The organism is Psychrobacter sp. L7, from assembly GCF_002810365.1.
GTDB classification, from domain to species: domain Bacteria; phylum Pseudomonadota; class Gammaproteobacteria; order Pseudomonadales; family Moraxellaceae; genus Psychrobacter; species Psychrobacter celer.
On record NZ_NEXR01000020.1, the window covers coordinates 1 to 12,587 of the forward strand.

The following is a 12,587-nucleotide window of genomic DNA, read 5'->3' on the forward strand; positions in this document are numbered from 1 at the left end:
AAGTGGTTCCATTATACCAGTCTGTTTTAAGTGGTCTGTTAATAGGTTTGAAGGGTGAAATAGGTGGTTCCCTTAGGGTATACTCTATTCACAGACCTGATATCAATTTAGCTGAAGGTAAACCGTATATAGCAACTGTAAAACTTCTTAACTTTTGACCACTAGCCAAGTTCCTGCAAGTCCCATAAACGATGTGCCAGCTCAGTTGAAATTCTAACGAGATTTTGGGCTTTTTAATCATTGTCGAGCATAGCCTGCCATAATGACATATATCATTACACCAATTATTGCACATGTAAATATCAATGCAGGTAGTGTCACTACTTCAAGTCCCTTCAGGTTCTGTACAGGGAAAAAACTAGTAATATACTTAAAGAAAACAAGATGGCTTGAGAGCTTTGCTTTTGGCTCATCAACTCAAAGAAATTACTTAGCGGGCTAATCTTTCCAGATTCTATGCTGACCCCATTAAAGAAATTTAACATAAAAAAGTCACAAATTTTATTATGTATACCAACTAGTTGGTATGTATAATAGGATTTTTTCCTACTGGTTAATTTTATGAACTCGCTTTTATCCTATGCTGCTCTGTTTTTTGCCATCGTACTTGAAGTCATCGCTACCACGTTTTTAGGCAAATCTGAGCATTTCACTCGCCTTGTGCCGACTCTTATCTGTGGGGTATTTTTTGCAGGATCATTTTTTATGCTGGCACAGGCATTACGCACCTTACCCATTGGCATTGCTTATGCAACTTGGGGTGGTCTCGGGATTATCTTAACAACGGTTATTGGCGTCTTGGTCTTTAAGCAAAAACCAGATATGGCGGCCATTGTAGGTATTGCACTGATTGTGATTGGAGTAGTGGTGATTAATGGCTTTTCTAAAATGAGTGGACATGGCTAATGACTAATCTGAATAGACCAAAAAAAAATCCTGAGATGGTGCGGCATCGCTTATTACAAAGTACCGCAAGTTTAATGACCACGTGCGGCTTTGCAGGGGTAAGTATTGATAAGGTGGCAACTGAGGCAGGGGTCACTAAAGGGGCTTTATTTCATCATTTTCCCAATAAAAAGACTCTAATTGGAGCTGTATTTGACCGTGAATTAGCGATGCTTGACAAGTTGCTTGACGACTTATTAGATAAAGATACAGGCGATTACGGTCGTTTTACTAGAGCCTATATCCATGCCACTTTTTTTGCCTGTATTGATGATAGATTGTCTTCAGCTTTGACATTTTCGCTGTGTGCCAGACCTGAGCTAGTTGAGCGTTGGGATGTGTGGATGGCAGGGCGTATGGTGAAGCATCAAAAGACCGATAACAGCCTACAGCTTGAAGTAGTCAGAATGGCAGCCGATGGCATTTGGTTCACCCATTTATTACACGGCGGCAAGCTCACTGCCAAAAAAGATTTACATGCCCTTAAACAGCAATTACTTGAGATGACGCATGCTACTTAATGACGGGAGTCACTCATGAAGCAAGAGAATACTATTCCCTATAGCCCTTATATTCCTTTTTTTAAAGACGTTGCCGATTACAATGTGGCGTTTGGGCATCTTTATCCCTATCAATTTATGGACTGGAAAACAGAAGTCCTTTCATGGAAAGAGAGCTGTTACTTGCACGCTGGGCTAAACCCACCAATGCCTGCACGCATCACAGGACCCGATGCATTAACATTGTTTCGCGATCATTGTATCAACGATTTTAGCCGATTTAGCGTTGGTGCATCAAAGCATGCCGTGATGTGTAACTATAAGGGTAATGTGATGGCGGATGGTATGCTGCTTCGCACAGAGGATAATGCGTTCGTATCATATTTTTTATCACCTTACCTAGAATACATTGCCAGTCGTGGCAACTATGATGTCAATATTGAAGATTTGACAGGCAAAACCTTTCTGTTCCAACTGGGTGGTTCCTTATCTTTGAAAATTCTCGAGGCAGCCACCCAAGAATCCCTCAGCGATATTAAATTTATTTGGCATCGCACAGTGCATATCTACGGGGATGAACTACCACCAACAGGTATTGCTGTGCGGATTTTTCGGTTGGGCGTAGCAGGCACACTGGCATATGAGGTGCATGGGGATATCAAAGATGCTCCGTTGGTTTACCAAGCCTTAATGGCAGCAGGACAACCGTTTAACTTAGTTCGTCTAGGGATGCGTGCTTATGGTATGAATCATACGGAAAATGGTTTTGCCCAAGCCTTTATCCACTTTTTACCTGCTTGGACCCAAGATGAAGACTTTATGGACTATCTAAATGGCAAATACGATGCTTTGCTTGCCAAACTGCCAGGCAGTGCAGGTGTCGATATCACCCGTCGTTATTTTAACCCTATCGATTTAGGTTGGGGGCATATGATCACCTTTGATCATGACTTCGTTGGCAGAGCCGCCCTTGAAGTTGCCATGCAGCAGCAAGCAAAAAAAATTGGGTGGTGTTTCAAAAAGTATGCTGACATTAAATGAAGCCATTATTGATGTAAAAAAAGGTTAAGTCGAAAGCTTTAAAATGGTTTTCAATCTTTTTTGAAAAATTACAACTCCTTCTAAAACCGCGCCTAATTCGATGCCTTATTTTGCAATTATTACCTTCAATACCTACAGTAAAAAATTTACCAATACTTTGCTTGCAGTTTTTAAAAGCAGTTATGAAACTGTCCCAATGATCACTTGCAATTCGGGTGTAGTGAATACCTAATTGTTTAAGCTTTGCCTTCAATCGTTGAACTGTAGCTAAGTCTCTTTTACCCCAAACATAAGCAACAATCTCACCTGTTTCTCGATGGTAGGCGTAAATAAGCCATTGTTTATTATTTTTATTTCCCACAAAAGTCCAAAACTCATCAACTTCAAGAGACTCATAATGACTTTGTTTAGGCTGAATTTGGTAGGTCGATTCGGTTAAAGTACGTAAAACTTTACCGATACTGATTCGCTCAACTTCAGCGATATCTCGTATACCACTACCTCTGACCATCAACTGTAATATTTTTCGAGTAATGCCTGAATGACATCCTAGATAGCTCAGAGCATGGTCACCAATAAACTGACGTTTACAGTCTTTGCACTGATAGTTTTGTTTCCCATCTACTTTGATGCCATTTTTCTTTATACTGTCACTGAGGCAGGTTGGACATTTGATTTCTAGAGTTATTCGCATTTCTCTATTTTATCAAAATTCAACCTGCTTTGTTTCAGCATACTTTTTGAAACACCACCTCTTTTCGCAGGTTGAGCCACCTCCGCGCTTCATCAGAAAACTGAAGGAACCTCCATTGAATCGAACTAATATTTTTTTTGGTGAATCGCATTCTGACTGGTTGCCTGTCAGAGGCGGAGAATCTGGTGATTTTGTTTTTCGACGTGGTGACGGGCATGCCTTCGCGAAAATCGCACCTGCTTCCCGCCGCGGTGAGCTCGCTGGAGAGCGTGACCGCCTCATTTGGCTCAAAGGTCGAGGTGTGGCTTGCCCCGAGGTGATCAACTGGCAGGAGGAACAGGAGGGTGCATGCTTGGTGATAACGGCAATTCCGGGAGTACCGGCGGCTGATCTGTCTGGAGCGGATTTGCTCAAAGCGTGGCCGTCAATGGGGCAGCAACTTGGCGCTGTTCACAGCCTATCGGTTGATCAATGTCCGTTTGAGCGCAGGCTGTCGCGAATGTTCGGACGCGCCGTTGATGTGGTGTCCCGCAATGCCGTCAATCCCGACTTCTTACCGGACGAGGACAAGAGTACGCCGCAGCTCGATCTTTTGGCTCGTGTCGAACGAGAGCTACCGGTGCGGCTCGACCAAGAGCGCACCGATATGGTTGTTTGCCATGGTGATCCCTGCATGCCGAACTTCATGGTGGACCCTAAAACTCTTCAATGCACGGGTCTGATCGACCTTGGGCGGCTCGGAACAGCAGATCGCTATGCCGATTTGGCACTCATGATTGCTAACGCCGAAGAGAACTGGGCAGCGCCAGATGAAGCAGAGCGCGCCTTCGCTGTCCTATTCAATGTATTGGGGATCGAAGCCCCCGACCGCGAACGCCTTGCCTTCTATCTGCGATTGGACCCTCTGACTTGGGGTTGATGTTCATGCCGCCTGTTTTTCCTGCTCATTGGCACGTTTCGCAACCTGTTCTCATTGCGGACACCTTTTCCAGCCTCGTTTGGAAAGTTTCATTGCCAGACGGGACTCCTGCAATCGTCAAGGGATTGAAACCTATAGAAGACATTGCTGATGAACTGCGCGGGGCCGACTATCTGGTATGGCGCAATGGGAGGGGAGCAGTCCGGTTGCTCGGTCGTGAGAACAATCTGATGTTGCTCGAATATGCCGGGGAGCGAATGCTCTCTCACATCGTTGCCGAGCACGGCGACTACCAGGCGACCGAAATTGCAGCGGAACTAATGGCGAAGCTGTATGCCGCATCTGAGGAACCCCTGCCTTCTGCCCTTCTCCCGATCCGGGATCGCTTTGCAGCTTTGTTTCAGCGGGCGCGCGATGATCAAAACGCAGGTTGTCAAACTGACTACGTCCACGCGGCGATTATAGCCGATCAAATGATGAGCAATGCCTCGGAACTGCGTGGGCTACATGGCGATCTGCATCATGAAAACATCATGTTCTCCAGTCGCGGCTGGCTGGTGATAGATCCCGTCGGTCTGGTCGGTGAAGTGGGCTTTGGCGCCGCCAATATGTTCTACGATCCGGCTGACAGAGACGACCTTTGTCTCGATCCTAGACGCATTGCACAGATGGCGGACGCATTCTCTCGTGCGCTGGACGTCGATCCGCGTCGCCTGCTCGACCAGGCGTACGCTTATGGGTGCCTTTCCGCAGCTTGGAACGCGGATGGAGAAGAGGAGCAACGCGATCTAGCTATCGCGGCCGCGATCAAGCAGGTGCGACAGACGTCATACTAGATATCAAGCGACTTCTCCTATCCCCTGGGAACACATCAATCTTACCGGAGAATATCGTTGGCCAAAGCCTTAGCGTAGGATTTCGCCCTCTCCCGCAAACGACCCCTTAGTCGCTGATAGTTAATTTGGGCTTCAATGGAATAGCCCTCAACATCTCCAATAGTTTCATTAGGCAAATCACCAATCGCCTGTTCACAGGTAATGAAGCTTTGTGTGGTAGGCTCTGGAAAACTAAAGGTTTTACTATTTTTTAGACCAACAGAACAAGCCCTACGTCTGTTTTGGGGTACACCATATTCAGAAGCCAATAGTATTTTATAGGTTGCGGTATAGTTATTTAAAACTAGATAAAAATTATATTTTTAAGGTTATAGTATGGAATCTGATACATCATTCTTATTAATAGGAGCTTTAGCAACACAAGCTAACACAACCAAAGATACTATTCGTCATTACGATGAGATGGGGCTACTGAAATCTCGAAAACGCCAAGCAGGATCACGCCTATACACCGAATTTCATCCTGAATGTATTGAGCGTATTAAAATGATTAAAGACGCACAAGCCATCGGTTTTACTCTTAATGAATTTAAAAGATACCTTAATGATCATTTCAATGGCACTCTCAATATTGATAAAGATTTAATTACTATTTCCGAAAAACTTACTGAAGCGAAACGTCAAAAAACTGAGATCATTAATACTATTAACCAGCTTAGTGCTTGTTATACTATTTTAGAAGAAATAAAGTCAGAAAATATTGGCTTCATTTCTAACTCTGAATGGGGAAAACGAATAGCGGCGCATCTCTCCTTAACCTGAATCGCACCAATCACTAATAGAATATGTGTGGTAAGTACACCATGAAGTACACTGTGCTTATCTCAGCAAGTTAAAACGTTAATACCATTAACCCACAGTTTAGCGTTCAAGTCCTCACTAGGGTACCGAACCAGTGAAAGCACTTGACTGGTTCGCTAGGGTATACTTACAATAGATTATAGTTTCAATAAAGGATTTTATTATGGAATATAAATATTTTACATTAGGAAAAGAACCTAAAGTCGGTGAAAACATTGTAGTAAATGGACGTCCTGCGAATGTTAGGTTTGTTAGTGGTGAAAGGGAATCTATTGAAAGGTCTTTAATTTCAAGACAACCTGAGTTGGGAATAGATAGTGGTTTTTTAGCTGTTCGAGTTGGTTTTGAGTTTATAGATTAATACCTGTTTTGACTGAGGGACAATATTTACTTACTTTAAAAATTCTACCTGAAATAGCGAGGCTATCTGTAACTCAACGTCTACTTTTAATCCAAGTCTTTATCCAACGCTGCTTGCATCTTCTCAAGCTCTATCGTCAATTCGCCAGTCTTTTCTTGCTCAGCGCTATAGCTGGTCGATACCGTCTCATACTGCTTAAGTAGCAGCTGGTGATCTGTGTTTAGTGTCGCTTGCTGTTGCATCAGCTGATCATTCAGTCCTGATAGCTTATCACGCTCAGCAGTAATCGCCTTAAGCTCTCCTTTAACCTCTGCAGTAGCGGTTGCAATCTCATTGCGCTCAGTAGTGACTGCTTTTAACTCTGTCTTAGCCGCTTCAAGTTCTGCACTCAAACGGGCAACCTCGGCTTTATCACTAGCAGCGTTAGCCTCAAGCGTGGCCACTCTCGATATATTGAGGTTAAGCTCTTTTGCTTGCTGATCAAAGCTACTACGCAGATCTGCAAGTTGAGCTTGAGCTGCATCTGTTTTAGCTCGTTCAAGCTCCAACTGGTGCTGAGTATCGGCCAAGATCTGCTTAAACCTATCACGTTCAGCTGTCGCCTGTTCAGCCGCTTTAGCTTTTGTCTCTGCAGTGGCCGTTACCTCGTCTAGTTGCACCAACAAATCAGCCTGCTCACCTTCTAAGGTCTTAACCGCCTCTTGCGCCTCGTCTGTCTCAGCTTGCGCCTTAGCCTTAATGCTCTCTAAGGCCTCACGATCTTTAACCAATCGATCATTAGCGATATCAACGGCTGTCTGCCACATATCCGCACCAAGCGTTTGTAAGCGTTCAGCAATGCCACTTGGTAGCTCAACCTGTCTTAGCTGCTCTTCTTGTTGGTTATCCTGACGCCAAGACTTCATGGCTTCACTAATGGTCGTAAATGAACCACCCCCAAGCGCCTTACGCACTTCAGCTAAAGTAGGCTTGATGCCTTGCCCTTGCAGTTGATCAGCAGTGTTATGAACCTGTTGAATAGTGAGTGCCATAGTCATTGTCCTTAATTTTGTATGCGTAGATATGTAATGTTTGTATAATTTGTATGTAGTATAATACAATATACAACATACTACAATACAGAAAACAAAAAAACCTCAAGTGATTTGAGGTGTCTTCCCAATGAGAGTTTACTGATAGTTGGCCGCAGACACGGATAGAGCATTAGTATTTGCCAAATGGTGAGGTTGGTGCGATAGTTACTCACTGAACGTTCTGAACAGTTACACTGTACAGGTCTTAAAAACGTACTTGAACACTAGGTGAACAATGAACATATCGGTGACAAAAGCAGCGAAACAGTGGGGGGTGTCAAGAACCACTATCTATCAGAAGATCAATGATGGTGAGCTTTCCAGAACCGCTGACAAGAAAATTGATACCTCAGAGATGATCCGAGTGTTTGGTGAGCCTGTCACTAAAAAACGTACTGAACAATCAGTGAACACTAGCAATAGTACGTCCGTGAACAGTCAAAACGTACAGAACAGCACAGCACTTGAACACCAGTTAGCACTTGAAAAGATGAAGAATGAACACTTAGAGCAGCAAGTCCGTGATCAAAAACAGCTGATAGCGAATTACCAAGAGCAAATAAGTCAGCTCAACAAAACACTAGAAAAAGCCAATGCCAGTATTCATGACTTAACGCAGATCCGGCTGCTAGAATTTAAAGGCACTGACCCTGAACATAGCGATCACCAGCAACAAGTATCATTAGAGCCTGAGCCGCTATCTGAAAAAGAAGCCGCAGCTGCGCCCACACCTACCAAGAAAAAGAAATGGTGGAGGCCTTAATTGTTTAACAACACCGTCAAACGACTATGGCCTTGGTCCACTGTATGAGCGCTGCGGAGTCGGCACCTCTACTTTAGGTGCGTTATCTTGCGGCTCCTTAGATGTCACATGGTTATTAACAAGCGCTAAAGGCTCAGGCGCTTTGATATCACCATATAACTTCTCGTGATACTCTTTCTTGATCTCCATACCTGTAGTCCACGTTTTTAAGTCTCGATGACCGCGAGACTCACTCGTTCTCTCATAATCTCCTTGATGACCCTCAATAAGGTGCGCTTGCTGCGACAAAGCCTTAAAATCCTTCTCATAGATAGTGCCTTTGAGCCTAACATTTCGTGTCATAGCAGGATGCGCCACGCTGATGCTGCTATTCGTTGCTCTCTTAATCGTTAACCCCATACTTTCTAGGGCATAAAGCACACTACTGCGGCCATTAAGACTACCCTCTGCTAGCCTATGCCGCATTCTTCGATCAATCGCTGCTTTTAAGGCAAAAGTGCTCTCAGGATTAGCGATGATCTCATTATCTTCTTTTTCCTGCTCCTTCTCTTTAGACTTAGGCGGCCTATCATATGGGGTTGGACGGGGCGCATTATTCACATAAGGGTTGATTAGTCGCTTACGCTCTGGCTCATTGGGATCAGTCCATCCATACTCTTGATTGATGATATTCTTAAAAGCATTCACCCGTACCAAGTCGGCCCCCGCATAAAATGGCTGCAGCCGCTTACCGCTTCGAAGCTCTTGACAAGGGATCACAAAGTTCAGCTCCAGCCGTCCACCCTTATCAGTATGTTCAACCCACAATATATCGTACTGATCGGGCTCAAGCCCTACAAACAGTGTCTCTTCAAAGCGCTGCATGATGTCTTTTTTCTGCTCATCCGTGAACTCTTTGGCATCTTCCGTGAAAGACAACACCCCTGCTTTATACTTTTGCTTGAATGGTGTGGCATTGATTAGCTGCTCAGTGAGCTTAGGATCGCCATAGAGCACCTTTGCACCCTCTCTAGGCTTACCACCCTTAGCAACCAGCAAGTAATTAATTGGACCTGCTCCTGAGCCTTTTCCACGCCTAAAAAACTTAACGATCATGATTCACCTCGCAAATGCTCATCAAGCAGCGCATTAATCAAAGATCTAATAGCGGTGATCTGTTCAAGCACATTCTCATCTACCTGTTTATTGATATTGACGTGTTTGGTGACTTGATTAAGATTAGAGCCAATGCGGCCAAGTGCGCGAACCAACTCAGGGTCAGCGGGCTTCATTGGGGTTACCCCTAACCCTAAACCTCGCATCCATCCTGCCATCGTCGTTCCCTGCTGCCGTCTTTTCAGCTTGGCCAACTCATCCTCTGTGACTCGAATCGCAATCTCTTTAGTTCTTTTTTTACCGCTAATTGGTGGCATAAGACTGGCTCCTGTTCTAGGTATAGGGGTGGTTGGGGGGTCAAGGGGGCGATAGCCCCTTTGTCAGCACCTAAGAGAGGATATTGTAGCGAAGCGAAAATAGCCCCCTCTTAGGACTGCTGGCTTAATATAATAGCATAATTGTCCATACCTAAATAATTACTACTGTGTGTACCTATTTTTACTCAACTGTCTATACCTATCTGACAGAAATGTCTGTACCTATGATATTATAACTGTCTATACCTAAATAAAAAAAGTGGCTAGTATGAACAAAAGATCTGAAAACATGAAAAAAGTGAACACCCTTCGCTCGGAGATAACCACTGCTATGATATATCTATTAGATGAACTAGAAGAAGGTACAGGTGGTGATTATGATGGCTTTGATAGTTGGGATATCAAAGAAGCCGATAAGCTAAAAGGACAATTAAACTCTTATAGAGCACAGAAGATAGCTCAGTTTCTAGGCAAAACTATTAGCAAGCAAAAACTGTTGAAGTATGCCAAACCCAAAGGATATGTTTATTCTCTCTCTAATCAAGAGATTACTCAGTGGCTAAAAGATAATCAACACGCTCTACTAAAGTATTCCGCATTCAACATAGGTGTCATGACAGCTGGCCAAAAATCTAAGTAATGCCTTCATCAAGTAGCTGGGCACTCTTTTCAACCTAAAATAGAACCACAGAATATGTCTACATAACAAGGAAAATGTACCTAATATAAAGCTTCGAAAGACAATATAGCCTCTCAGCACGTTTCTCAATATATCTAACGGTATATGCTGGCTAAATGATAAATTAAACATAACACTTTTATAAACATTTTTTAATTGTCACAGGGATAAATTATCTACTGCATAATACGAGGTATACCTTTCATAACTAATGCGATAGTATTTAGTAACATAAGCACCGGCAATTCTTGTCGATTATATAGTTTTAGAATCAAATTATAGAAATACAATCTAAGGTTAAAATATGAAAGCTAGCCAAACTCTACCTTCTGCTATTGCAATTGGAATACTTCTTTTAAGTACCTATTCTCATGCAGATGATAAGCTTACACCAATTGAGCAACTGACTAAATACCCTCTTGAACTGCAAACAGAGTTTAAAGAATCAAAAGAATTATGTAAGGCTGCACAATACGGAACGATAGTGTATGAATCACCGCTAAGTGCTAAGCCTGGATACATCACTAAGGCTGACTTAACAGGCGATGGAATAGATGATTACATTGTCAACACAGAGAGACTAGTGTGCGAGTACGGAGCGTCTATATGGGGAAATTTCCCTGATTTCAACGTATACCAAGGGCTAGCTAACAACAGAGCTAAAAGAATATACAGTTCAAGCAGCTTCAAAGTTAGCGACGAAATATACCCAAGAGTCGTTTCAAATGAGCAGGGTTTCTTCGACATCCAAGAGATTGGCTCGGGCGGAGAATGTGGGCAAGAAGGTAACTTCAGCTTTGCTGAGATGAAAGCATGCGAGATTACGAAACACTGGAATAAAAAGATACAGGGTATGGAAACAAAGTCTATAAAGGTACTTAGTTTCGAATAAGGCGACAAGGCGGCAGGGCAATAGCCTAAGCAGATAATAAAGAGGCGCTCACAAACGGCTGTTATCTGATTTAGGCTTATCCAGTCTCACTATTTTTTTGATTTATTTCTATAATATGTTGCTCTACTTACACCTAAGGCTTCCCAAGGCTTCGTTGATTGTTCTGACGTAGCTACAGGCTTGCGCTTAGAGACTTTACCACCTTTGCTACCTTTCAGCGCTTGGCGATAGATAAACTCATTGTAATGGTAGGCATCATGCTTCCAGCAGTATTTTGCGATGCTTTTAGCTGTGGCTTTGATTTCTGAGTACGGTAATGGCTCTGAAAACATCATATTTACGTTCTGAGCGTGTTTAAGCACTGAGTTATACCATTGCTCCCAAGTCTTCCCTCGATGCTCTCTAATCGCAGAATAAGCCCAATGGCGAACGGTATCGAACAGGGTGCAGTTCCTACCAAGTCCGTATTCTTTCTCTGTATTCGTTAACGGTCTGAGATCAACAAATTCTGCTAGATAATTTAGCTCGTAAGCTTCTTTCGTCCATACTTCGGTACGCCAATGCTCGTGCATGGGGTTTTTAGTGATGAAGTTGGTATAGCCGACGTCTGCTCTTGTCTCTCTGACAAGTCCTGCTTGTATCTTAGCGAGATAGTCTAAGGCTTTACGGCTGCCATGCTCACTGGTACAAACAGGCGTTTTTAGCTCATAGACGATGTGAGCGTGTCCATTTGAGGGGTTTTGGCTTGTCCAGCGTGGCGGTGGTAGGTATTCTTCCGCCCAACGCATTGCGCCATGCTCATGATCAATGTCTAAGCAAATGAAGTGGGTCATGCAAGGGGGGTTATGCTGGATATACCGCATTTTAACGGCAGTTTGCCTAGGACGAATGACAAGATTACCTAAATCATCGGTGCAATAGGGCTTATGGGGGAGTGTTTCGTATATTTCCGGTAGTATTAACATCACGCACACTTGTGTTGGTGCGCCTGCTGATATAAAATGACCGTTCGAATATGGTGGGTTTTATATCTGCTGACACAGATTAAAATTCATCTAACCCCTAGTGACTGCAATCACTGGGGGTTAATCGTTTCTAGCACTTGAGTTTACGCTTCCATTACCTTCGCGTCAAATAGTAATTTCCTCGCAAAGCCACGATAACAAAGGCTTAGTCGTACTTATATACACACATGCTTATATGCTTATATGCACACGAATAGTATTATTTAGAACATAGTACTAAGTAGCTAATTAGTCCCAAAAACTGCCCTTTAATCAGTACCCGATCTTTGATTTGAACGAGAAATAACAACTCTTTTTATTGCCGTTGTCACAAGCTTTTTCAAACCATTCAGCTGCTTTAGCATAATCCTGACGTTCGCCATGGCCTAGGTAGTACATTGCTCCAATATTGTTTTGAGCATATGCATCACCCTGATCAGCAGCCTTTTGGTACCACTCGCGTGCCTTAGTATAATCCTGACGTACGCCCTTGCCTTCGCCATACATTACGCCAAGACTGAACTGTGCAGAAGCATAGCCTTGATTAGCAGATTTTTCCAACCACTGCCTAGCCTTGGAATAATCCTGAGGCACACCTTCGCCTAGG

17 protein-coding genes are annotated in these 12,587 nt (G+C 43.5%); 10 read left to right on the top strand and 7 right to left on the bottom strand.

Translation table 11 applies throughout. The features are described from left to right. The first annotated feature begins 561 nt into the window (after window positions 1-561). From CAP50_RS12505 to CAP50_RS12515, 3 genes are read left to right on the top strand one after another with little or no spacing between them, the layout of a single operon-like run. Window positions 562-906 carry a DMT family transporter gene (locus CAP50_RS12505; protein WP_087040376.1) on the top strand — a complete coding sequence of 115 codons (345 nt, stop codon included), beginning with the start codon at window positions 562-564 and terminating at the stop codon, window positions 904-906. Then, window positions 906-1,466, top strand: coding sequence for a TetR/AcrR family transcriptional regulator (locus CAP50_RS12510; RefSeq protein ID WP_100750141.1), 561 nt, complete (start codon window positions 906-908; stop codon window positions 1,464-1,466). The genes CAP50_RS12505 and CAP50_RS12510 overlap by 1 nt, the downstream gene beginning before the upstream one ends. A gap of 15 nt (window positions 1,467-1,481) precedes the next feature. Next, on the top strand, window positions 1,482-2,486 hold the full coding sequence (locus CAP50_RS12515; protein ID WP_100750142.1) for an aminomethyltransferase family protein: 1,005 nt from the start codon (window positions 1,482-1,484) through the stop codon (window positions 2,484-2,486). Here CAP50_RS12515 and CAP50_RS12520 read toward each other — a convergent pair. Continuing rightward, window positions 2,479-3,180, bottom strand: coding sequence for an IS1-like element ISPa14 family transposase (locus CAP50_RS12520; protein WP_015586042.1), 702 nt, complete (start codon window positions 3,178-3,180; stop codon window positions 2,479-2,481). The two genes, CAP50_RS12515 and CAP50_RS12520, sit on opposite strands and share 8 nt — an antisense overlap. Before the next feature lie 115 nt (window positions 3,181-3,295). On the opposite strand from CAP50_RS12520, the gene aph(3'')-Ib reads away from it, so the two are divergent. Beyond that, entirely contained in the window at window positions 3,296-4,099 is an 804-nt protein-coding gene (gene aph(3'')-Ib / locus CAP50_RS12525; RefSeq protein ID WP_001082319.1) for an aminoglycoside O-phosphotransferase APH(3'')-Ib, read from the top strand. Further along, window positions 4,099-4,935, top strand: a complete 837-nt coding sequence (locus CAP50_RS12530; RefSeq protein WP_000480968.1) for an aminoglycoside O-phosphotransferase APH(6)-Id — start codon at window positions 4,099-4,101, stop codon at window positions 4,933-4,935. Before aph(3'')-Ib ends, CAP50_RS12530 begins: the two co-directional genes overlap by 1 nt. A 41-nt stretch (window positions 4,936-4,976) precedes the next feature. On the opposite strand, the gene CAP50_RS12540 is transcribed toward CAP50_RS12530, so the two are convergent. After that, the gene (locus CAP50_RS12540) at window positions 4,977-5,243 is read right to left on the bottom strand and encodes a DNA cytosine methyltransferase (RefSeq protein WP_241900774.1); all 267 of its coding nucleotides are present in this window, start codon (window positions 5,241-5,243) and stop codon (window positions 4,977-4,979) included. A 67-nt stretch (window positions 5,244-5,310) separates the two neighbouring features. On the opposite strand from CAP50_RS12540, the gene CAP50_RS12545 reads away from it, so the two are divergent. Next, the gene (locus CAP50_RS12545; protein WP_100750144.1) at window positions 5,311-5,757 is read left to right on the top strand and encodes a MerR family transcriptional regulator; all 447 of its coding nucleotides are present in this window, start codon (window positions 5,311-5,313) and stop codon (window positions 5,755-5,757) included. 202 nt (window positions 5,758-5,959) lie between these two features. Beyond that, complete coding sequence (locus CAP50_RS12550; RefSeq protein WP_100750145.1) at window positions 5,960-6,157, top strand: hypothetical protein; 198 nt, start codon at window positions 5,960-5,962, stop codon at window positions 6,155-6,157. A gap of 86 nt (window positions 6,158-6,243) precedes the next feature. On the opposite strand, the gene CAP50_RS12555 is transcribed toward CAP50_RS12550, so the two are convergent. Then, window positions 6,244-7,188, bottom strand: coding sequence for a DNA-binding protein (locus CAP50_RS12555; RefSeq protein WP_172953139.1), 945 nt, complete (start codon window positions 7,186-7,188; stop codon window positions 6,244-6,246). Window positions 7,189-7,465: 277 nt separating this feature from the next. Between CAP50_RS12555 and CAP50_RS12560 the strand changes: the two genes are divergently transcribed. Continuing rightward, window positions 7,466-7,993, top strand: coding sequence for a plasmid replication DNA-binding protein (locus CAP50_RS12560; RefSeq protein WP_193833367.1), 528 nt, complete (start codon window positions 7,466-7,468; stop codon window positions 7,991-7,993). A 24-nt stretch (window positions 7,994-8,017) separates the two neighbouring features. Here CAP50_RS12560 and CAP50_RS12565 read toward each other — a convergent pair whose 3' ends face one another. Continuing rightward, entirely contained in the window at window positions 8,018-9,088 is a 1,071-nt protein-coding gene (locus tag CAP50_RS12565) for a relaxase/mobilization nuclease domain-containing protein (protein ID WP_100750147.1), read from the bottom strand. Next, complete coding sequence (locus tag CAP50_RS12570; protein ID WP_100750148.1) at window positions 9,085-9,405, bottom strand: plasmid mobilization protein; 321 nt, start codon at window positions 9,403-9,405, stop codon at window positions 9,085-9,087. Before CAP50_RS12570 ends, CAP50_RS12565 begins: the two co-directional genes overlap by 4 nt. 289 nt (window positions 9,406-9,694) lie before the next feature. Between CAP50_RS12570 and CAP50_RS12575 the strand changes: the two genes are divergently transcribed. Next, complete coding sequence (locus CAP50_RS12575; RefSeq protein ID WP_241900775.1) at window positions 9,695-10,045, top strand: hypothetical protein; 351 nt, start codon at window positions 9,695-9,697, stop codon at window positions 10,043-10,045. A 343-nt stretch (window positions 10,046-10,388) separates the two neighbouring features. Then, a complete protein-coding gene (locus CAP50_RS12580) occupies window positions 10,389-10,976 on the top strand; it encodes a hypothetical protein (RefSeq protein WP_100750150.1) in 588 nt (195 codons plus the stop codon). A gap of 89 nt (window positions 10,977-11,065) precedes the next feature. Here CAP50_RS12580 and CAP50_RS12585 read toward each other — a convergent pair whose 3' ends face one another. Continuing rightward, a complete protein-coding gene (locus tag CAP50_RS12585) occupies window positions 11,066-11,941 on the bottom strand; it encodes a replication initiation protein (protein WP_100750151.1) in 876 nt (291 codons plus the stop codon). A gap of 312 nt (window positions 11,942-12,253) precedes the next feature. Further along, a partial coding sequence (locus CAP50_RS12590; protein ID WP_172953140.1) for a tetratricopeptide repeat protein occupies window positions 12,254-12,587 on the bottom strand: 334 nt, incomplete at its 5' end.